This window comes from Aeromonas sp. HMWF016 (assembly GCF_963878195.1).
In the GTDB taxonomy this organism is placed as follows: Bacteria; Pseudomonadota; Gammaproteobacteria; order Enterobacterales; family Aeromonadaceae; genus Aeromonas; species Aeromonas lacus.
In genome coordinates this window covers 30452-51781 of record NZ_CAWNWX010000024.1, presented here as the reverse complement: position 1 = coordinate 51781, position 21330 = coordinate 30452, and the positions used below count along the sequence as shown (strand labels likewise).

General features: G+C 61.2%; 17 protein-coding genes. 9 read left to right on the top strand and 8 right to left on the bottom strand.

Translation table 11 applies throughout. The features are described 5' to 3' along the window. The first annotated feature begins 52 nt into the window (after positions 1–52). The 4 genes from AACS24_RS03015 (at position 53) to gshA (ending at position 5961) form a co-directional block, all read left to right on the top strand. Entirely contained in the window at positions 53–1027 is a 975-nt protein-coding gene (locus AACS24_RS03015; RefSeq protein WP_181364290.1) for an NADP-dependent oxidoreductase, read from the top strand. Further along, positions 1024–1461, top strand: coding sequence for a YqaA family protein (locus AACS24_RS03010; protein WP_033112967.1), 438 nt, complete (start codon positions 1024–1026; stop codon positions 1459–1461). Before AACS24_RS03015 ends, AACS24_RS03010 begins: the two co-directional genes overlap by 4 nt. A gap of 26 nt (positions 1462–1487) precedes the next feature. Beyond that, a complete protein-coding gene (locus AACS24_RS03005; RefSeq protein ID WP_108572309.1) occupies positions 1488–4301 on the top strand; it encodes a M16 family metallopeptidase in 2814 nt (937 codons plus the stop codon). Between the two features lie 61 nt (positions 4302–4362). After that, positions 4363–5961, top strand: coding sequence for a glutamate--cysteine ligase (gene gshA / locus AACS24_RS03000; protein ID WP_033112969.1), 1599 nt, complete (start codon positions 4363–4365; stop codon positions 5959–5961). 63 nt (positions 5962–6024) lie between these two features. Here gshA and AACS24_RS02995 read toward each other — a convergent pair whose 3' ends face one another. From AACS24_RS02995 to AACS24_RS02985, 3 genes are all read right to left on the bottom strand, one after another. Continuing rightward, positions 6025–7815: an AMP-dependent synthetase/ligase gene (locus tag AACS24_RS02995; RefSeq protein ID WP_108572308.1), complete on the bottom strand. Its 1791-nt coding sequence runs from the start codon at positions 7813–7815 to the stop codon at positions 6025–6027. A gap of 305 nt (positions 7816–8120) precedes the next feature. Further along, positions 8121–8570: a ribosomal protein S18-alanine N-acetyltransferase gene (gene rimI / locus AACS24_RS02990; RefSeq protein ID WP_033112971.1), complete on the bottom strand. Its 450-nt coding sequence runs from the start codon at positions 8568–8570 to the stop codon at positions 8121–8123. A 52-nt stretch (positions 8571–8622) separates the two neighbouring features. After that, positions 8623–9060 carry a DNA polymerase III subunit psi gene (locus AACS24_RS02985; protein WP_108572307.1) on the bottom strand — a complete coding sequence of 146 codons (438 nt, stop codon included), beginning with the start codon at positions 9058–9060 and terminating at the stop codon, positions 8623–8625. 235 nt (positions 9061–9295) lie between these two features. On the opposite strand from AACS24_RS02985, the gene AACS24_RS02980 reads away from it, so the two are divergent. The 3 genes from AACS24_RS02980 (at position 9296) to AACS24_RS02970 (ending at position 14346) form a co-directional block, all read left to right on the top strand. Further along, entirely contained in the window at positions 9296–10909 is a 1614-nt protein-coding gene (locus AACS24_RS02980; protein WP_108572306.1) for an ATPase RavA domain-containing protein, read from the top strand. Positions 10910–10919: 10 nt separating this feature from the next. Beyond that, a complete protein-coding gene (gene viaA, locus AACS24_RS02975) occupies positions 10920–12374 on the top strand; it encodes an ATPase RavA stimulator ViaA (RefSeq protein WP_108572305.1) in 1455 nt (484 codons plus the stop codon). A gap of 97 nt (positions 12375–12471) precedes the next feature. Next, a complete protein-coding gene (locus AACS24_RS02970) occupies positions 12472–14346 on the top strand; it encodes a tetratricopeptide repeat-containing diguanylate cyclase (RefSeq protein ID WP_108572349.1) in 1875 nt (624 codons plus the stop codon). Positions 14347–14454: 108 nt separating this feature from the next. On the opposite strand, the gene AACS24_RS02965 is transcribed toward AACS24_RS02970, so the two are convergent. Beyond that, positions 14455–15177, bottom strand: coding sequence for an SDR family oxidoreductase (locus AACS24_RS02965; RefSeq protein WP_108572304.1), 723 nt, complete (start codon positions 15175–15177; stop codon positions 14455–14457). A 434-nt stretch (positions 15178–15611) separates the two neighbouring features. On the opposite strand from AACS24_RS02965, the gene prfC reads away from it, so the two are divergent. After that, positions 15612–17201, top strand: coding sequence for a peptide chain release factor 3 (gene prfC / locus AACS24_RS02960; protein WP_104016072.1), 1590 nt, complete (start codon positions 15612–15614; stop codon positions 17199–17201). Positions 17202–17295: 94 nt separating this feature from the next. Here the strand turns inward: prfC and AACS24_RS02955 are convergent, their stop codons facing one another. The 3 genes from AACS24_RS02955 to mdtH all read right to left on the bottom strand — a co-directional run bounded on the left by AACS24_RS02955 (position 17296) and on the right by mdtH (position 20005). Beyond that, entirely contained in the window at positions 17296–17757 is a 462-nt protein-coding gene (locus AACS24_RS02955) for an acyltransferase (protein WP_033112977.1), read from the bottom strand. Beyond that, on the bottom strand, positions 17754–18680 hold the full coding sequence (locus AACS24_RS02950; protein ID WP_108572303.1) for a bifunctional helix-turn-helix transcriptional regulator/GNAT family N-acetyltransferase: 927 nt from the start codon (positions 18678–18680) through the stop codon (positions 17754–17756). The genes AACS24_RS02955 and AACS24_RS02950 overlap by 4 nt, the downstream gene beginning before the upstream one ends. 128 nt (positions 18681–18808) lie before the next feature. Beyond that, on the bottom strand, positions 18809–20005 hold the full coding sequence (gene mdtH / locus AACS24_RS02945) for a multidrug efflux MFS transporter MdtH (protein ID WP_033112979.1): 1197 nt from the start codon (positions 20003–20005) through the stop codon (positions 18809–18811). 92 nt (positions 20006–20097) lie between these two features. Between mdtH and AACS24_RS02940 the strand changes: the two genes are divergently transcribed. Further along, the gene (locus AACS24_RS02940; RefSeq protein WP_108572302.1) at positions 20098–20991 is read left to right on the top strand and encodes a LysR family transcriptional regulator; all 894 of its coding nucleotides are present in this window, start codon (positions 20098–20100) and stop codon (positions 20989–20991) included. 30 nt (positions 20992–21021) lie between these two features. On the opposite strand, the gene AACS24_RS02935 is transcribed toward AACS24_RS02940, so the two are convergent. Then, positions 21022–21330 (bottom strand): PPC domain-containing protein (locus tag AACS24_RS02935; protein WP_258223070.1); only part of this gene is annotated, 309 nt, incomplete at its 5' end.

Below are 21330 nucleotides of genomic sequence, written 5' to 3'. Positions count from 1 at the left end.
TCCTCGCTGTTATTCTGTTGACCCTCGATGCATCAACAGGATGGCTTGTGCAATGACGCAACTACAGATTACCGCATTCGGCGACCCCTCGGTACTCAAGCTCAACCCCTCTCTCGACAAGGTGCCTGCCGATGGCGAAGTGCGGGTGCGCATCTGCTTTGCGGGGGTCAACCCCATCGACGCCAAGACCCGGGCCGGTCTTGGCTGGGCGGCGGCCCAGAACAAGGACAAGCTGCCCTGGACGCCCGGTTATGACGTGGCGGGCGTTGTGGAGAAGGTGGGCCCCGGCGTAGTCTCGCTGGCCGAGGGCGATCGGGTGTGCGGGATGGTTGGTTTTCCCCTCGCTGCCGGTGGTTACGCCGAATCCGTGGTAGCGAGCGAGCACGAGCTGGTCAAGCTTGACGAGGTGAGCCTCCAGCAGGGGGCGGCGCTGCCGCTGGCGGGTCTCACCGCCTGGCAGGGACTGTTCGAGCATGGTGAGCTCAAGGCGGGTCAGCGAGTGCTGGTTCTGGCCGGTGCTGGCGGTGTCGGTCATCTGGCGGTGCAGTTTGCCGCTGCTTATGGTGCCCACGTGGTAGCCACGGCGAGCGGCGACAACCACAGCTTCCTCCATAGTCTCGGGGCGAACCGGATGGTGGATTACCATCAGGCTGAGTGGTGCGCTGAGGTGATCGCCGATGGCCAGTTCGATCTGGTGCTGGATTTGGTGGGGGGCGAGAGCGGCAAGGCGGCGCTGGCGTGCGTCAAGCCGGGTGGTCGCTTGGTGACGGTGCCAACCATCACCGCCCAGCTGATCAAGGATGCTGGTGCGGCGGCGGGTATCGAGGTGGTCGGCATGTTGGTTCACCCTGACCAGAAGCAGCTGGGTCAGATGTTGATGCTGCTGCGTCAGGGAGATGTGCATATCACCATCTCCGGTGAATATGCGTTGGCAGAAGGGGCGTTGGCCCATCAGCGCATTGAAGGGGGCCATGTACGCGGCAAATTGCTGCTGTGCATGCCTGCGGCCGACGGTTATCCCAGATGAGCGGGATGATGGAGATGGGGCTGGGGTGGCTCTTTTTGAGCGCCTTTACCTCTGCCACTCTGTTGCCCGGCAGCTCTGAAGTACTGCTGGGGGCCATGGCGGCCAAAGGGGAGTGGAGCATGGCGAGCTTGCTGCTGTGGGCGACGCTCGGCAACACCCTCGGCTCCATGACTACCTGGTGGCTCGGCTGGCTCGCCACCTTCAAGAAAAAACCGGAAGATTTTCAAGGCCGTGGGGAACAAAAAGCCCTCGGCTGGCTCAAACAACATGGCCACTGGTGTCTGCTGCTTGCCTGGACGCCGGTGGTCGGTGATGGACTCTGTCTGCTGGCCGGCTGGCTGCGCCTCTCCTTCTGGCGCTCTCTTGTCCTGATAGGGCTCGGCAAATTGTTGCGTTACGCTCTGGTATTTCTACTGGCCAGTCAGATCTTCTAGCCCTTTTTGTCACTCACGAGGTTACCGTGAACAAAGTCATACCTTTAACCATTCTGCTGGGCTTCACCCTGCCCGTGCTGGCGGCGCCGACTCTGGTCTCCGAGCAGGTCAAGGAGGAGGGCAAGCTCGCCATCCCTTATCAGATGTACAAGCTGGACAACGGCCTGACCGTCATTCTGGCGCCCGACAAATCCGATCCGCTGGTGCATCTCGACGTCACCTATCACGTCGGGTCGTCACGCGAGACGGTCGGCAAGTCCGGTTTTGCCCACTTCTTCGAGCACATGATGTTCCAGGGCTCCAAGCACGTCGGTGATCAGGAGCATATGCGGATCATCAACGAAGCCGGTGGCGACATGAACGGCACCACCAACAAGGACCGTACCAACTACTACGAAACCGTGCCGGCCAACCAGCTGGAGAAGGTGCTGTGGCTGGAGGCCGACCGCATGGGCTTTTTGCTCGATGCGGTGAGCCAGAAGAAGTTCGAGATCCAGCGCGCCACCGTCAAGAACGAGCGGGCCCAGCGTATCGACAACCAGCCCTATGGTCTGGTGAGCGAGAAGGTGGGGGAGGCGCTCTATCCACGCACTCATCCCTACTCCTGGCAGCCCATCGGCTATGTGGAGGATCTCGACCGGGTTGACGTCAACGACCTCAAGCAGTTCTTCCTGCGCTGGTATGGCCCCAACAACGCGACTCTGACTCTGGGCGGCGATTTTGATACCAAGCAGGCCCTCGACTGGATCGAGAAGTACTTCGGTTCCATCCCGCGCGGCCCGGAAGTGGCCGAGCCGACGCCAAAGCCGGTCACCCTGCCCGAGACCCGCTACGTGACGCTGCAAGACAAGGTGCACCTGCCGCTGCTCTATATCAGCTACCCGACCGTGTCCCTTGGCGATCCGCAGGAGCCGGCACTCGATATGTTTGCCGATGTGCTCGGCGGCAGCGCCAGCTCCATGCTCTACCAGTCGCTGGTCAAGACCGGCAAGGCGATCGATGCGGGCGCCTCGCACTACTGCGAAGAGCTGGCCTGTACCCTGACCGTCTACGCCTACCCCAACCCGGCGGTGGATGGCAGCCTCAAGACCCTCAAGAGCGAAGTGGACAAGGTGATCGGCAAGTTCGCCCAGCGTGGCCTCAAGCCGGAGGATCTGGAGAAGGCGATCAACAGCTATCGTGCCTCGGCCATCTGGGGGCTCGACAGCGTCTCCGGCAAGGTGAGCCAGCTCGCCATGGGTCAGGTCTTTGCCCAGGATCCCAACTACGTCTTCAAGACCCTCGACGCCATCGGCAAGGTGACGCCGGAGCAGGTCAAAACTGCCTACGACCAGTTCATTGCCAACAAGCCGGCGGTGGTGCTGAGCGTGGTGCCCAAAGGCAAGGCCGAGTGGCAGGTCGCTACCCCGAATTTCACCCCGGCCAAACGCGAGCTGCCGGACTACAGCAAGCATGATCAGGTGCTGGCCGAGCGACCGGTAAAAGACAGTTTCGATCGCAGCGTACAGCCCAAGGCGGCCGATGCGGTGAGCGTCAAGGTGCCCGCCATCTGGCACGGCAAACTCGACAAGAACATCGAGATCATCGGCACCCGAAGTGACGAGATCCCGGCGGTTTCCATTATGATCGCCCTGCCGGGCGGTATTCGGGCCGAGGAGAAGGGGCAGCTGGGGCTGGCCAATCTGACCGCCGCCATGATGGGGCAGGGGTCGGTACGTCTGACCGAGGGGCAGCTCAGCGACGAGCTGCAAAAGCTGGGCTCAAGCATCGATGTCTCCAGTGCCCAGTACAACACTCTGGTCACCATCAGCTCGCTGGCCGACAAGTTGCCCCAGACCCTCGCGCTGGTGCGCGAAGTGTTCGAGCGCCCCGGTATGCGGGAGGCGGACTTCGAGAGGGTCAAGGCGCAAATGCTGCAGGGGATGCAACAGGCCCAGCAGCAGCCGGAATGGCTGGCGGGACAGGCATTCCGCGAGCTGGTCTATGGCAAGAACAACCGCCTCGGCCAACCCTCCGATGGGGTACCTGCCGATGTGGCCAAGCTGACGCTGGCGGATGTGAAGCACTACTATCAGGCCTACTACAACCCCTCCAACGGCAAGGTAGTGGTGGCGGGCGACGTGAGCCAGAAGCTGATCGAAGAGCAGCTTGGCTTCCTGAGTGACTGGAAAGGGGCGACGCCTGCTCTGGGGGATCTCAAACTCAAAGGCAAGCAGGCCAAGCCGGGCATCTATCTGGTGGACAAACCGGGTGCGCCCCAGTCGGTGATCCGCATCGGCCGCCGCGCCATGCCGTTCGATACCACGGGTGACTACTTCACCGCCGGGCTGATGAACTTCAACCTGGGTGGCAACTTCAACAGCCGCATCAACCTCAACCTGCGCGAAGACAAGGGCTACACCTACGGTGCCAGCTCCGGCTTCTCCGCCAACCGCGAGGTGGGCACCTTTGCCACCGGTGCCAATGTGCGTACCGATGCGACCGTGGATGCCATTCGCCAGTTCCTCAAGGAGATGGACAACTACCGCAAGAGCGGCCCGACGCCGGTCGAGCTGGCCTATATGCGCAGCGCGGTTTCCCAGCAGGATGCCCTCTCTTACGAAACCCTCGGCCAGAAGGCGGGCTTCCTGCTGCAGATGGTGATGTATGACCTGAAACCGGACTATGTGCAGGCCCAGAACAACCTGATCAAGACGGTGTCGGCCGAGACGCTCAAGGCGAGTGCTGCCCGCTGGCTCAATCCGGCCGACATGGTGATCGTGGTGGTGGGAGACAAGCAAAAGCTTGAAAAACCCCTGAAGGAGCTTCATCTTCCCATCTATCCGCTGCAGTTGCCGTAACTGACGCTTTATAAAAATCAAGAGCCGCCCCGGATGGGGCGGCCTCACATGAGCCGTGAATATGACTACAACAAGCTTGTCACTCACCGAGTTGCTGACTGCGCTGGGGTCTCCCGAGCGATTGACTGCTCTCAAGGGGATCCGGCGCGGGATCGAGCGTGAATGTCTGCGCATCACGCCGGATGGCCGACTCGCCCAGAGCGATCATCCGCGGTCGCTGGGCTCGGCCCTGACCCATCCCAACATCACCACCGACTACTCGGAGAGCCTGCTGGAGTTCATCACCCCGGCCACCGACTCCCTCGACAGCCTGATGGAGCAACTGGGTGACATCCATCACCATGTGATGCGTCATCTGGGTGACGAGCGGATCTGGCCACTCTCCATGCCCTGCTTCGTCGGCGGCGAGGAGAGCATCCGGCTGGCCCAGTACGGCAGCTCCAACATCGGCAAAATGAAGACCCTCTACCGGCAGGGGTTGAAGAATCGCTACGGCAGCCTGATGCAGGTGATCGCCGGGGTACACTTCAACTTCTCCATGCCCGACAGCTTCTGGAGCGAGTGGCAGGATCTGGTGTGCGAAGGGTGCTGCAGCCAGCGCTTTATCTCCGACAAGTACATGGGGCTTATTCGCAACGTCTACCGCTTCGGCTGGCTGGTGCCCTACCTGTTCGGTGCCTCGCCGGCCATCTGCGACTCCTTCCTCAAAGGGCGCAAGAGTAACCTGCCGTTCGAGAAGACCGGCAAGGGCACCCTCTATCTGCCTTACGCCACCGCGCTGCGTCTCTCCGATCTGGGCTATACCAACAGCTCTCAGGCGGGGCTCAAGATCAGCCACGACAACCTGCCGGCCTATGTCAGCAGTCTGCGCCGTGCCATCAATACTCATGATCCCGAGTTCGCCAAGATCGGGGTCAAGGTGGATGGGAAATATCGCCAGCTCAACGACAACGTATTGCAGCTGGAGAACGAGCTGTACGCCCCGATCCGGCCCAAGCGCACCCCGCGCAGTGGCGAGAAGCCCTCGGATGCGCTGGAACAGCGCGGCATCGAGTACATCGAGCTGCGTACCGTAGACGTCAACCCCTTCACCCCGCTCGGGATCGACGCCGATCAAATCCGCTTCTTTGACCTGTTCCTGGTCTGGTGCCTGCTGCGCCCCTCTCCGGTGCTGAGCGAGGAGGAGATTGCCCGCAATCGCCGCAACCAGAGCAAGGTGGTACTGGAAGGGCGTCGCCCCGGCCTGACGCTTGAAGATGAGCAGGGCAATGCCATTGGCCTGAAAGAGTACGGCCTCAAGCTGTTCGACGAGCTGGCTCAGGTTGCCGACCTGCTGGATCGCTGCTGTGGTCGCAACCGCTACCGCGAGACGCTGGCAATGCATCGCGAGAAGCTGCTCGACCCCGAGCTCACCTACTCTGCCCGCATGCTCAAGGAGCTGCTGGAGAGCGGCAAGGACAACGGCTGCTATGGCGACAAGCTGGCGACCCGCTATCGCGAGGAGCTGCTGGCAGGCGAGTTGCAGTATTGGGATGAAGCCTACTTTGCCGGTGAGGCGAAGGATTCGCTGGCCAAGCAGCGCGAACGCGAGCGCAGCGACAGCCTGTCGTTCGATGACTTCCTGGCCGACTACTTCGGTACCAGCAAGACCACTGCCTGATGGCAGACCAAGAAAAAAGCCGCTCAATGAGCGGCTTTTTTGTTTCCGGAAACCCAAGCGGTATCAGACGTGGTTATACATGGCCTCGATTTCGCTCTGGTACTTGGCTTCGATGATCTTGCGGCGCAGTTTCATGGTGGGGGTGAGTTCACCCAGCTCCATGGAGAAGGCGCTCGGCAGCAGGGTAAACTTCTTCACCTGCTCGAACTTGGCCAGCTCTTTTTGCAGATCAGTGATGCGTGATTCGAAGAACTCCACCACCCGGGAGTGGCGCAGCAGCTCGGTCTTGCACTGGTATTGCAGGTTGATGGAGCGGGCGTACTCCTCCAGCGACTCGAAGCAGGGCACGATCAGCGCCGAGACGAAGTGGCGGGCATCGGCGACGATAGCTATTTGCTCGATGAAGCGATCCTTGCCTATGGTCCCCTCGACCAGTTGTGGTGCCACGTACTTGCCGTTGGAGGTCTTCATCAGCTCCTTGAGACGCTCGGTGAAGTAGATGTTGCCCTCGCTGTCGAGCTCGGCGGCATCACCGGTGCGCAGGAAACCCTCTTCGGTCATCACCTCGGCGGTGGCGTCCGGCTTGTTGTAGTAGCCGCGCATCACGGTAGGCGAGCGTACCAGCAGCTCGTTGTTCTCCCCCAGCTTCACTTCGATGCCGTTCAGCACAGTGCCGATGGAGCCGAGCTTGAACTGCTGATCTTCGTAGCAGCAGACGGTGGCGGTGGTTTCGGTCATGCCGTAGCCGTACTTGAGGTTGAGCCCCATCGCCTGGAAGAAGAGGTTTACATCGTCAGCCAGACGGGCACCGGCTACCGGCAGGAAGCGGGTACGACCGCCAAAACGGGCGCGCAGCTTGCGAAACACCAGCCGCTCGGCGAGCCAGAGCTGGCCGTAGAGCAGGGGCGAGGCGGACTTGCCAGCCTGACGGGTGGCGACCATCTGCTTGCCAACACGGGTGGCCCAGCCAAACAGGGCCTGACGCAGGCGCGGAGCCTGGGCAACCCGGGCCTGAATCATGGCGTAGGCCTTCTCGTAAAGGCGTGGCACGGCACACATCACGGTCGGCTGCACTTCGCCAATCACATCCATCACCTTCTGCGGATCGCGGATGTAGACGTTCTCGGCGCCGCAATAGAGCACGTAGTAGCTCCAGGCACGCTCGAACACGTGGCTGAGCGGCAGCATGCAGAGCGACACATCCTGCTCGTTGAGGTCGAGGCGGCTGTTGTGCATCTCGAAACAGGCGGCGATGTTGGCGAAATCGAGCATCACCCCTTTGGGCTCGCCAGTGGTGCCGGAGGTGTAGATCAGGGTCAGCAGATCATCCATCCGGTACTGGCTTTCCCGCTCCCGCAGCTGCTGTTCGCTGGGCTGATGGTTACCGGAAACCAGAAACTCCTGGAAGTGGCTCGCCTGCTCGCAGCCGCGCAGGTTGACGTTGCCATCGAGGGCGACGATCTGGCGGATCTCGCCGCTTTCAATCAGTTGTAGTGCCTGATCGAACTGGGGCTGCTCGCCGACAAACAGCAGGCCGATGTTGGCATCGCGCACGATATAGCGCAGCTGATCGAGGGTGCTGGTGGGGTAGATGGGGACGCTGACGCCGCGCGCGGCGAGGATGCCGAGATCGGCCTGAGTCCACTCCGGCATGTTGCGCGAATAGATGCCGACCATTTCGGTGGGCTGGTGTCCGGCGCGGATCAGGGCCTGGGCACAGTAGTCCATGGCTTGACCCAGAGTGCGCCAGCCGATGGCACGCCATTGACCATCCTGCTGAACACGCAGGGCAGCCTTGTTGCCAAGCCGGGCAATACGCTCGCGCATCAATTGAACCAGATGAAGCTTCGGCATCAATCAAACATCCTTTCGTAACAGTTGTACGCCCACGAGGGCACTAAAAAGCGGGCTAGAGTTTAAACTCCAATATTACGGCTTACAAGTGTTCGCCATTTGTTCTGGATCACAAAGAGGGCAAATAGCCCATCTTCTGAACCGTGCGAGCGGTTTGGTTGAGACCGGATCCGACGTTAGAGGCAGAAGCTCAGAAGGCAAGGGGAGTGGGCAAGCGAAGTGGGACGGGAAATGGGGGGAGGTGAGAGGAGGGCTTGGCTCCCTCCTCTTTCAGTCACTATGTCGGTGGGGCGTTATTGCCGGGATCAGCTGAAGTCGAACAGGCGCGACATCAACACTGCGTCTTCCCGATCCTGGCCGGTGCCATAGTAGTCGGCGCGGCGGCAATACTCGGCAAAACCGGCGCTCTCGTAGAGATTGATGGCGGTCTGGTTACCGGCGCGCACCTCGAGAAACCAGGCCTGTGCCCCGCTCTGCTTGCTGTGCGCGAGATAATGTTGCAGCAGCGCCCGGCCCAGCCCCTTGCCCTGAAAAGCGGGGTGGACGCAGATGTTCATCAGCGAGCTGTCGCCCGCCACCAGATCCGAGATATAGAAGCCCGCCGGCTTGCCATCGACCAGCATCAGGGTGTTGAGGTAGCGGGGGCCAAAGCAGGAGAGCAGGTTGGCCTGACTCCAGGGCTCTTTGTGGGCGGCCTGTTCGATGGGATAGACGAGGTCGAAGTCGGCTTCGAGCAGGGGGCGAAACTCAGGCATGGTAGCTCCGTGGGATAACGTCAAAGCCCGCCTCGACGGGCATGGGATTGGGTCAGGCTGTCTGGGCTGCGAGATGTGGCTGCAACTGTTGCCACAGTGCCCGCTTTTCGGCACTGCCGGGGGCGAGCGGGCAGATGAGGGCATCGGGCCAGCGGGAATCGGCCTCGGTTAGCCAGAGCAGCGGTGGCTGTTCCTGTTCCTGCTGCAGCCAGTGTGCCTCCGGGGGCGTGCTCAGCAGCCTGACCTCATCGGTTCTGATGGCGAGCAGCTGGCAGATATCCTCCAGCAGTGCCGCAGCGGGCAGTGCCTGAGCCAGCAGCCAGAGCTTGCCGGCAGGGCGAGGGGCCTCTGGGATAGCCTCTTGCGGCGATTCCGTATTGGCTACTTCAGCCTCTTCGGCAGGGGCCACACCCAGCATTGCCGGACGACGCAGCTGCCAGCTCTGAATGCCCATGCGGGCCAGCATGCTTTGACGTACGGGGTCTGTCATGGGTGATTCACTCTCTTGGCTGTGTTGGGGAAAATCGTGCCGGCAGGGTACACGCGAACGGGTTTCACTGCACCCTTTGCGGCCCTCTGCGGGGGTTATCCAGTTTTTTTCCTGCCAGAGTCGGGTATTCTGGCGAAATAAGACCGGATAAATATCATAACAAGAGAAACCCCAAGGACGAACAGGTGGCCATCACCCCTTGGGCTTATCATCATCCCAGCCTGGAATTGTCTCTATGTCGCCTTTAGCTCAAGCCACGAACTCTGCGCGTGCCATTCCCATTCAGGAGCGCCTGCCTCGCCTGCTGGCCGCTCTGGGGGAGGGGCTCTATGAACGGCAGGATGCCCTGCGCCTCGGTTTGCTGGCTGCGCTCAGTGGCGAGAGTGTGTTTCTGCTGGGCCCGCCCGGCATCGCCAAGAGCCTGATCGCCCGCCGTCTCAAGCTGGCATTTTTTGAGGCCCGCCACTTCGAATACCTGATGACCCGCTTCAGTACGCCGGAGGAGGTGTTCGGCCCCCTCTCCATTCAGGCGCTGAAGGAGGATGGCAAATATCTGCGGCTGACCGCCGGCTACCTGCCCGAGGCGGAGGTGGTGTTCCTCGACGAGATCTGGAAGGCGGGCCCCGCCATCCTCAACACCCTGCTCACCGCCATCAATGAGCGACAGTTTCGCAACGGCGACAGCCAGCACCCCATCCCGATGCGGCTGCTGGTGACCGCCTCCAACGAACTGCCAGCCCCCGACAGCGGGCTGGAAGCGCTCTATGACCGGATGCTGGTGCGGATCTGGATGGATCGGGTGCAGGAGAAGTCCAACTTTCAGGCGATGCTGGCCAGCGACGGCAACTCGCATCACAACCTGCCTGCCTCCCTGCAGATCCGCGGGGATGAATACGAGCAGTGGCAGGGCGAGATTGAACAGGTACGGCTGCCGGATGCCTGCTTCGAACTGATCTATCAACTGCGCCAGCAGCTCGACAGCCAGCTGGCCCACCGCTGCTATGTCTCCGACCGGCGCTGGAAGAAGGCGGTACGGCTGATCAAGGCGAGCGCCTTCTTCAATGGTCGCGATGAGGTAGCCCCTCTCGATTTGCTGCTGTTCAAGGATTGCCTCTGGCATGACGAGGAGTCTCGCACCGCCCTGCTGGAGATGATGACCGAGTTCTCCCGTCTCTACGGCTATCAGCAACTGGCGATGACCCGCCAGCTGCTGGCGCTGCGGGATCAGTTCAAACAGCTCAAACAAAGCGTGGCCCAGCGGCTCTGCACGAAAGCGCGTCAGCGCAAGCAGTGGTTTGGCCGGCGGGCGCGGGGGATCGAGATCCCGCTCGCCAATGCCAGACCCTTTGGCAAGCAGGTGCACTTCCATCTGCTCACGCCGGCATCGCTGGATGGCAGTGATCCCGAGCGGCTGACTGATACCCTGATGTTTGATCGTACCCTCCTTTCTCACTGGCGCCCCACCGGCGAGGCGCTGGTCGGCCATCCGCTTGGCAATCCGAAAGAGGGGCACTATGAGCTGGTGCTCGACGACGAACTGCGGCTGCAGGTGCTCGATATCCAGCGTCAGCAGATCCCGCTGGTGCTGGTGGAGCGCAGTGCCATCCCCGAGGTGGTGCTGGAGCCCTGGTTGCAGGCGCTCGACGAGTTGCAGAGCCAGACCGGCAAGGTGCTGCAGGATCTCAAGCAGCAGCGCAGCCTGTTTGAACGCCATCAGCAGCATCTATTTATCGCCTCGCGCTGGCTGCAGCAGGTGGAAGACAGCTTCTTCGTGCTGGGACGGGATCTCGAGCTGCTGCGCAGCGAGCTGGCGCAGTGGCGCGAGCGGTTGCCGAGACTGGACGGCTAAGGGGCAGATCATGCTTGAGATCGGCATGCTGGATCTGGGACTGCTGATGGGCGAGGGGGAGCTGGCGGGCGAGGTGGTGGCGCTGCTGGCGGCCTCGCCCAAGATTTCCGAATTTATCCGGCGCTCTCCGCTGCAGGGCAAACTGCTGAAAAAGCGCTTGCAGAGTTGGGGTGAGCAGCTGGGGGAGGAGATCCGTCACAAGCCGGTGCCGGTGGCGCTGGAGCAGGAGTACCTGCTCTATCAGGCGCACCGGCAACTGCCGATGACCGAGCTGGTTGGTCGTCTGCCAAGCCTGCTGGAGTCGCTGGAGCAGTACAGCCCCTTCGCTGGCGAGGCGCGATCCTTGGTGCGTCAGCTGATGGCTCACCCCACCGAGGGGTTGTGCCAGCTCTTTATCGACAAGTGGCGCGCCAGTCTGGTGGGTAGCCTGCTGCAGCTGCAGCAGCAGATCGCCGAAGCGGAGCGGGAGAAGCAGCGTCAGGAGATTGAAGATCAGCTGCTGGCAAGCCGTACCCTGGCCGATGCCCTCGACCCCAACAAGATCTCCGCCGGTGGTCTGTGGGATCTGGCGCAGGGGAGTTGGCACAAGCGCAGTCTGGTACTGGTCAAGCAGTACGCCCGTATGCTGCAGCGCGAGCCGCTGCTGGCGGAGATTGCCGGTCTGCTTGGCCGCAGCGAGCGGGATCGGCGGGCGCAGGAGCAGCCGGTGCCGCCGGTCGAGGTGCTGGAGCTGGAGCCCGTCCCCAGCGACGATGTGCCGGACGACCTGGTGGGCATTCATCAGGCGAGCGATCTGATGCGGCTATTGCCAAGCGAGGCGGTGATGCTGGGCTTGCCCGAGCTGGAGCTGGAGTTCTACCGCCGCTATCTGGAGCGGCGCCTGCTCAGCTATCAGTCGCGGGGCACCCTGCCGCGCCAGCGCATCATGTTGCGTACCCCGGAGCAGGGAGGCAAGCAGCTGCAGCAGCGCGGCCCCTTTATCGTCTGCGTCGATACCTCCGGCTCCATGGGCGGATATCCGGAGGAGTGTGCCAAGGCGCTGTTTCTGGCCCTGCTGCGGGTGGCGATGGACGAGAAGCGCGGTTGCTATCTGATGCTCTTCTCCACCGAGGTGGCGACCCTCGAGATCACCGCCGATACCGGACTGGAGAAGGCGGAGCGCTTCCTCTCCATGAGTTTCCACGGTGGTACCGATCTGGTGCCCTGCCTGGAAAAAGCGCTGGCCAAGCTCGATGATCCCGCCTTCGCCAAGGCCGATGTGCTGGTCATCTCCGATTTCATCGCCCAGAGCCTGCCTCACGCCCTGCTCGATCAGATGAACCGCTATCGTCAGCGCCAGACCCGTTTTCATGCGGTGGCCATGTCCCGCCACGCCAAGCAGGCGCTGTTGCGGGTGTTCGACAACAGCTGGCTGCTCGATTGCGGCCTGCGCGGCCGCTTGTTGCGCCGTTGGCAACAGCATTGAGCCGTCGCTGCTCATGGCTGCTGTACGTTTGGGGATGAGCGGTTATGATGAGCTGCATAATCGCCGCCGCGTTCTCAAATGGGAGAAGAGATCCCGCATGATACGTTTCCTCGTCCTGCTTTTGCTGACCGGGCTCTGCAGTAGCCCGGTGTGGGCTGCCCGAGAACCGCTTGCCGAGCCAAAACTCTCCCGAGAGCTGCAACAGCTGGAGGAGGGGAGCCACCCAGAACGCATCTACCGGCTGCGGGTAGCCGCCCTTGCTGCCAACTATGACGTCTACCCACCCGAGATACAGGGGCGCATCGTGCGCCTCCAGTGCTGGGCCATGCCAGCCGAGCGGGATGGCGAATATCGCCGGGTGGTGGAGTTTGCCGACAAGGCACTGCAGCGGGCCCGTGAACGCAAGGATGGCCTCACCGAAGCGGGCCTGCTCACCTGTCGCGCCTTTCATCAGCAGCTGCTGGGCAACATGAAGCAGGCCAAGGCCGATTACGAACAGGCGCTGCAACTTGCGCGCAATTTGGGCGACAGGCTGCAGGAGGCCGATATTCTCAGCCAGCGCGGCGACATGTATGCCTATCAGGGCAAGCTGGCGGAAGGGCTGCAAGAGCTGATGGAGGCTCACCGCGGTTATGAGGCTCTGGGGCTGGATGGCAAGGCGCGGGAGACGCTGGGCCACATTGCCAATGCCTATCGCCGGATGGGGCTCTATGAGCGGGCCGAAGGCTACTTCAAGGAGCTGGAGAAAGAGTACGAAAAGGAGGGGGAGGAGGAGCGCCAGATCAGTATCATCTCCCAACAGGGAGTGCTCTACAGCGAGATGGGGGAGTATGCGCGGGCGCGTCCGCTGCTGGAACAGGCGGAGCAGTTCTACCGGAAACAGCAGCAGGATGGCTTTCTAGCCTGGAGCCAGATTGAGCTGGCCACCATCCTCCACTATCAGGGCAAGGGCGAGCAGGCCATGGCCAAGCTGCAGCAGGCCGAGGCGATTCTGCTCCGTAGTAGCGATATAGACAGCGTCACCCAGGGGCACTGGCAACTGGTGATGGGGATGGTGCTGGAGACGCAGGGCAAGCTATCGGAGGCGCTTGCCAGCCTTGCCAGAGCCGAACCCATCTTCGTCAAAGAGAATAATCAGCGCTTTTTGACCCGGCTCTACGAGGTGCGTTCGCGGATCTTCGAGTCGAAGGGGCAGATTAAAGAGGCGCTGGCCAATCTGAAGCTCTATGTCAAAACCCGCACGGCAGTTGAGAAGGTTCTGATGGAGCAGCGCACCCTGCAGATGCGCTTCGAATTCGACATGGCGCGCAAGGAGCTGGCCCACCAGACCCTCAAGACCAAACAGCTGCTGCAGGAGGCTGAACTCCAGCAACTGCGCGAGCGCCGCTATTGGCAATATCTGGTGGTCTCGTTGCTGCTGGTGCTGATGGGGATCGCCGTCTTCTATCAGCATCGCCGCTCCCGCAAGATGCACCATCTGGCGATGACCGACGAACTGACCGGCATCCATAACCGTCGCCAGATCCAGAAGCTGGGAGAGGAGTGTTTTCAGCAGTCGCGAACCAGTGGTCAGCCCTTTAGTGTATTGCTGCTCGATATCGATCACTTCAAGCTGGTGAATGACAAACTGGGACATCATATCGGCGACAGCGTTCTGGTGGCGGTCGCCAGCTGCGCTGAAGCGCAGTTGCGATCGCTCGATCGGATAGGACGCAACGGTGGTGAGGAGTTTCTGGTGCTGCTACCTGACACGGGTCTTGATGAGGCAATCGAGGTGGCGGAGCGGATCCGTTATCACGTCTCTTTGCTGAAGGTTGATGGCGTACCGGAAGGGCACCCCATCCATGTCAGCATCGGTTGTGCCGAGCAAAGTCTGCTCGATGAGAACCTGGGAGAGCTTGTCCAGCGCGCCGATGCGGCCATGTATCGGGCCAAGCAGGCGGGACGCAACCGGGTGGAAACAGGCTTTTGACGGGCAGGGTATTGCGGGTGTTAGGGAGATAACTCCGAGAGAACACTCTTGCCAGTAATGACATTGGCAAGAGCGCTCACGGAGGTATGTCAGAAAGTCAGAAGAGAGTTATGCCCAAGCACTTCCGCCATTGAGGTGAATCACCTCACCGGTCATATTGCTGTTGTTCATCAGGAATAGCGCTGCCTGAGCATAATCCTCTCCTTCCCCCAGGCGTTTCAGGGGGAGGCTTTGCGCCACTGCCGCCACTTTTTGTGGGTCATTGCCCAGTGCCTTAAGCAGCATAGGAGTCCGCATTGGGCCCGGGTTGATGACGTTTATCCGGCGAGGGGCCAGTTCTGTCACCAGACTGTGAGTCAGTGTTTCGACGGCGCCAGCCGCAACGGCAGGGAGCGCCTTGCCAAGTTGTGGGCGGCGCGTCACCATTCCGGAAGTGAGCACGATGGAGCCTCGTTCGGAAATCTTTGGCGCCGCGGCGCGGATCGCATGGACACTTCCCCAGAAGCGACTGTCCATATTGATTCTCAAATCCTCGATTGCGGCAGTGAGAAAGCTGCCTGGTCGCATGACAGCCGCGGTGATGACGAGATGATCCAGCGAATCCAGCTGGTTGAAAAACTGATTGACGGAGTCGACGTCGAGAATATCCAGTTGATGGCCACTGGCATTTGGGCCAAGTTCAGCCAGCGCACTGTCAAGTTGCTCACGGTTGGAACCACCGATAATGACCTTGGCGCCTTGCTCTATCGCATGTTGGGCGGTGGCCAGGCCAAGACCCGAGGTACCACCGATGATGACGATCTGTTGATTGTGCAGGGTGGAATGTTTCATGTAATGACCTCTCCATTATGTAGATACGGTTTACATATTTGTGGCTGGATAGGGAAAGTCCAAGTATGAAAATTTATCAATACTAGCTGCTATTGGTATGCGAAGAGAGGCAAGTCCACGCGTTCAGGATGCTGCCATCAGATTCGGGATGTTTGATTTTCTGTTCAGTTGGAACCTGTGAAAGGAGGGAACAGCTGCATTATCATCTCTTGTCAGGCTGGGTATTTTTCACCCGTGCGGGTATAATGTCGCGCAATTTTGCTTTGGCTCAGGCGAGAAGACCCATGTAACGCAACCCTCTTCCTCTCTCCACCGACAGACCAGATGTCTGCCAGAGTGGCCCGTTGCGTATCCATGCCGGACCGTGAGTCAATGCGGCATCCCGGAATTACTCCCACGGTGGCCAAGGCCGCCGCCCAATAGAAGAACGTTGAATTATGTCAGCTGAATTTCTGAGTGAAGTCTCCAAGAGACGCACTTTTGCGATCATCTCGCACCCGGATGCGGGTAAAACCACCATCACCGAAAAGGTTCTGCTGTTCGGACAGGCCATTCAGCGCGCCGGTACCGTCAAGGGCCGTGGCTCAGGCCAGCATGCCAAATCCGACTGGATGGAGATGGAGAAGCAGCGTGGTATCTCCATCACCACCTCGGTGATGCAGTTCCCCTATGCCGACTGTCTGGTCAACCTGCTCGACACCCCGGGTCACGAGGACTTCTCCGAAGATACCTACCGTACCCTGACCGCTGTCGACTGCTGCCTGATGGTCATCGATGCCGCCAAGGGTGTTGAAGACCGGACCCGCAAGCTGATGGAAGTGACCCGTCTGCGTGACACCCCCATCCTCACCTTCATGAACAAACTGGACCGCGAAGTGCGCGATCCGATGGAAGTGATGGACGAGGTGGAGCGCGAGCTGAAGATCATGTGCGCCCCCATCACCTGGCCTATCGGCTGTGGCAAATCCTTCAAGGGTGTCTACCACCTCTACAAGGATGAGACCTATCTGTATCAGACCGGTCAGGGCCACACCATCCAGGAGAAGCGGGTGGTCAAGGGGCTGAACAACCCGGATCTGGATGCTGCTGTTGGCGAAGATCTGGCCCAGCAGCTGCGCGACGAGCTGGAGCTGGTGCAGGGCGCCTCTCCCGAGTTTGATCACGATGCCTTTATCGCTGGCGAGATGACCCCGGTCTTCTTCGGTACTGCGCTTGGCAACTTCGGTGTCGACCACATGCTGGATGGCCTGACCGACTGGGCGCCGGCGCCCATGCCGCGCAAGGCCGAGAGCCGCGAAGTGGTGGCGACCGAGGAGAAGTTCTCCGGCTTCGTGTTCAAGATCCAGGCAAACATGGATCCGAAACACCGCGACCGTATTGCCTTTATGCGTATCGTATCAGGCACCTACAGCAAGGGCATGAAGATGCGCCACGTGCGTATCGGCAAGGATGTGAACATCTCCGACGCCGTGACCTTTATGGCCGGTGACCGGGAGCAGGCGGAAGACGCCTTCGCCGGTGACATCATCGGTCTGCACAACCACGGTACCATCCAGATCGGCGACACCTTCACCCAGGGTGAGGATCTCAAGTTCACCGGTATCCCGAACTTTGCGCCGGAACTGTTCCGCCGCATCCGTCTGCGCGACCCGCTCAAGCAGAAGCAGCTGCTCAAGGGGCTGGTGCAGCTTTCCGAAGAGGGCGCGGTACAGGTGTTCCGTCCGCTTATCAGCAACGATCTCATCGTCGGTGCGGTCGGTGTGCTGCAGTTCGACGTGGTTGTTTCTCGTCTGAAGAGCGAGTACAACGTCGAGGCCATCTACGAGGCGGTCAACGTCTCCACCGCCCGCTGGGTGGAAGGGAGCGACGTCAAGAAGTTCGAAGAGTTCAAGCGCAAGAACGAGGTCAACCTGGCCCTCGATGGCGGTGACAACCTCACCTACATCGCGCCGACCATGGTCAACCTGCGCCTGGCACAGGAGCGCCACCCGGACGTCGAGTTCCGTCAGACTCGCGAGCACTGATAAGCGCTTGCATGCTCAGCAGACAAGATAAAAAAGACCCCGCTTCGGCGGGGTCTTTTTATTGGTGTAGCAAGGTGCCGTCTGGCGTAGACTCTCAAAAGGTGCGCAGCAAACGGGCCGGATTGCCGGCATAGGTGCCGGGGATCTCGATATCCCGGGTGACCACGGCTCCGGCGCCAATGACGGCGCCCCGGCAGATGCGGACTGGCAAAATGGTGGCATTGGAGCCGATGCTGACCTCATCCTCAATGATGGTTCGGCCCCAATGGGACGAGTCCGGGTCGGGAGACCCCTCCTTGAAGAGATCGTTGGCAAACATCACTCCGTGACCGATAAAGCACGCTTCACCTATGGTGACGTGCTCGCAGATAAAGGTGTGCGACTGGACTCTGGTTGCGCGGCCGATGGTGACGTTGGCCTGCACTTCCACGAAGGGGCCGATAAAGACATCGTCCGCCAGAGTACAGCTGTAGAGATTGACGGGCTCAACCAGTTTCACCCGCTCGCCGAAACGGACATCACAAATGCCAACGGTGTGTCGTGTCGGCTCATTCATGATGCGCCTCTCTGTTTCAGATCGAGCAGCATGCAGATTTCGCAATCCCCGTGGCCGGTGCAGCCAAGGGGGCCGGGCAGATGTTCAAAGCCCAGTGATTCGTACAGGCTGGTCGCCTCGCGCAGCACCTCGGTGGTCTCCAGATAGCAGCGCCGATAGCCAAGGGCGCGCGCCTCGTCCAGCACCTGCAACACCAGACGCTTGCCCAGACCTAGGCCACGCAGGGTTGGCAGGAAGTACATCTTCTGCAATTCGCATACTTCCTCCTCGCCAGCCAGCGGGGCTATGCCGCCGCCACCGAGAATGGAACCGTCCGGCCCCTCGATGACCCAGTAGCGGCTCGCCTCCTCCTGATAGGTTTGATAGAGCCTGTCCAGATTGGGATCCGAGACGCCATATCCCTTGTCGGCGGTGAGCCCGTACTCCGCCGAGACGGTGCGTATAACGGTCGCGACGTGGGGATTATCCGCTTCTGTGATGGCGCGGATGCGGTAGCCCTGCTGGCGGCGGGCGCGGGAGAGGGCGCTGCGGTAGAGCAGCATGCCGCTCCACAGCTGTTCGCGCTCGGGTTGGCTCAGCTGCGCCAGCATCTCCTCCATGGCGTGATCCATCTCCCGATGCAGCGTCAGCAGCATCGCCTGACCTTCGGTTGTGAGGCGGGCCTCCTTGCTGCGGCCATCGGAGGGGTGGGGATGCCAGCTGATAAGGTCGCGCTCGGCCAGGCGGGCCAGCGGGCGGCTGGCATTGGATTTGTCGATGCGCAGTTTCTCGGCCAGCTGCTGGTTGGTGGCCGGCGCGCTCTCCAGCTCGATCAGCAGGTGTGCTTCGATAGGGGTGAGCGCCAGTTGGCCACAGTGCTGGGAGAGCATGCCCAGTTCGCGAACCAGATCGCGCGACAGGGCGCGCAGGGGACGGGGATCCATGTCGGGATTTCCTATTTAGTTGTGTTTGACAACTAAAATAGTCTAAAAGTTGTAATGCGCAACTTTTTTATCGTCCCGGCAGGTGAACAATAGCGGCAGCCCTTGGGGCTGCCGCAGGATAGCGAGCGTCAGGCTGCGGCTCTGGCGGCCAGTTCCGGACGGCGGGAGAAACAGTGGGCAAGCAGCAGCATGGTGGCCACGCCCACCGTACCCAGCACCAGCCAGGGGAGGGCGGGTTGGCCCTGCTCCATGGCGTAATCGTAGAGTGAGCCGCCCCCCACGTAGCCAGTCATGCCGCCGACGGCGAGGCCGAGCCGGCTAAAACCCATGTAGCTGCCACGTGCTGCCGGATTGGCCAGCCGTGTCATCAGGGTCTCTCGGGCCGGTTCGCAGATGATGATCCCGAGATAGAAGCAGGCCAGCAGCACGAAGAGGCCGGACAGGGTGCTGACGAAAGCGACCAGACCTATCCCCACCGTCATCATCAGGATGCCTGCCAGCAGGCGATTCTCGAGGCGATAGCGCCGTTCGCTGAAACGGGCGATGGGGTAGAGCAGCGCCAGTGACAGCGCCGTTTCCAAGCTGTACATCCAGCCCACGGCGGTGGTACTGCCGGAGAGCTGTTTGACCAGGATGGGGAAGATCAGCATCACCTGCACCCAGAGCATGTAATAGCCGCTTAAGATCAGCACCAACCGGCAGAAGGCGCGATCCGCCAGCACCTTGCCCAATCCCTGACGCATTGGCGTCGGCTTGATGGAGAGACGATAGGCGGGCAGCAGCGTCCAGTTGCAGAGTGCCGCCAGCGTGAATAGCCCGGCACCCAGCAGGCAGACGTAGGTGAAGTCGAAGCGCAGCAGCCAGCTGCCGAGCAGGGCGCCAGTGACGGCACCCGCGCTCTCCAGCATCATCAGCAGGGAGATAAAACGGCCCCGCTCATGGGGACGGGTGAATTTGATCACCAGCGCAGCCCGGGGTGGGTCAAACAGGCAACCGCCCAGTCCGGAGAGGAAGCAGGAGAAGATCAGCATGGCGCCGCTGTCGGCCCAGGCCAGCGTAGCGAAGCCGATGGCCCGCAGCAGCATGCCGGTGACGATGAGCGGGCGGGCGCCGAAACGGTCGGCGAGCGAACCGCCGAAGATCCCCAGCCCTTGCTGGGTGAGCTGGCGCAGCCCGAGCGCCAGCCCCACCAGACCCGCCGCCCAGCCGAGCTGGTCGACGAAGCGCAGGCTGATCATCGGCATCACCACAAAGAAACCCAGGATCACCAGTGTGGTATCCAGCGCCAGAAACCAGCGTCCCCAAAACCTCGCCCTATCGACCATAACGCCCTCTCATTCACAGATAACTTCATTCTGGAGAGGGTTTAGATATAGTGGTAGACGACAACTACCTATATTTCATATCAGGATTATTTATGTCTATGGATCTGGATGATCTGCAACTGCTGCTGGATGTGGCCGAGCTGGGCAGTTTTAGTCAGGCCGCTGCCATCCGCGGCTGGTCGCAGCCGCTAGTGAGCCAGCGGATTGCCCAGCTGGAGGCGAGCCTCGGTGCCCCGCTGTTTCAGCGTCATCGGCGCGGTGTGACCCCGACCCGAGCCTGCGAGGAGTTTCTCCCCGCCGCCCGCTCGGCGCTGGCCACCCTGAGTGAAGGGCGGTTGGCACTGCAGGGGGCACCGGCACTGCCCTGTATCCGTCTCTCCAGCCTCCCTTCGCTCACCTCGGTGGTCTTTGGCTCGCTGTTGATGGAGCTGGTGGATGAGCCGTTCGAGATCCGCTGCACCACGGATCACTCGGGCGACATCATGCAGGCGCTGCTGACTGGGGAGGCGGATATCGGCTTTGTGCTCAAGCGCCCGCCCGTCTCCGGTTTGCAGATGGAGCTGCTCTGCTGCTCTCCTATCATTGCCATCGCCTCACCGCTCCATCCCCTGGCCGGGTGCCACGGCCTCACGCTGGAGGATATCGCCGATCAGCGGCTGGCGCCCCAGGTGTGGGGGCCGGGGTGTGATGCCTTTATCCAGCAGTTGCGGCGGATCCGCCGAGTTGCCAGCCCCATTCACGGCATACAACCGGCCAGCGCGGCGCGGGAACTGGCGCTGGAGCACGGTTTTATCACTTTGATGCCGGAGCTGGCGATTGCGCGGGATCTGGAGATGGGGCGACTGATCAGGCTCGATGTGCGCAATCTGCCGCAGGATCACTGGGACGTCATGATGGCCTGGCGCGGTGGCAAGCGGCCCAATCCCGCCAGAGAGACGGTACTGGCCATGGCCCGGTCACTGGCGAAACGGTGGCGCAAGGAGTAAAGGGCGCGGGGCACTCCCCGCGCCGGAGGATCAGTAGCTGGCCTTGAGGGTTACGCCACTGAATGCCGCAAAGCCGGAGAGCTGGACGTACCAGGTGCCTGCCTTGGGATTGGTGAACGAGCAGCTTTCGTTGTTACCGCCTTTGTAGGGACGGCAGTCGTAGCTGCTGCTGGTTGGGGCAGAGCCAAAGCGGACGTAGAGGTCGGCATCACCGGTTCCGCCGCTGCTGTTGATCTGCAGTGACTTGGTGCCCGCCGGTACGGTCAGGGTGTAGTTGAGCTTGCCCCCCTTGCTGGCGGAGAGATTGCTCAGCGGTACGCCGTTTTTCAGCTCGTTGTC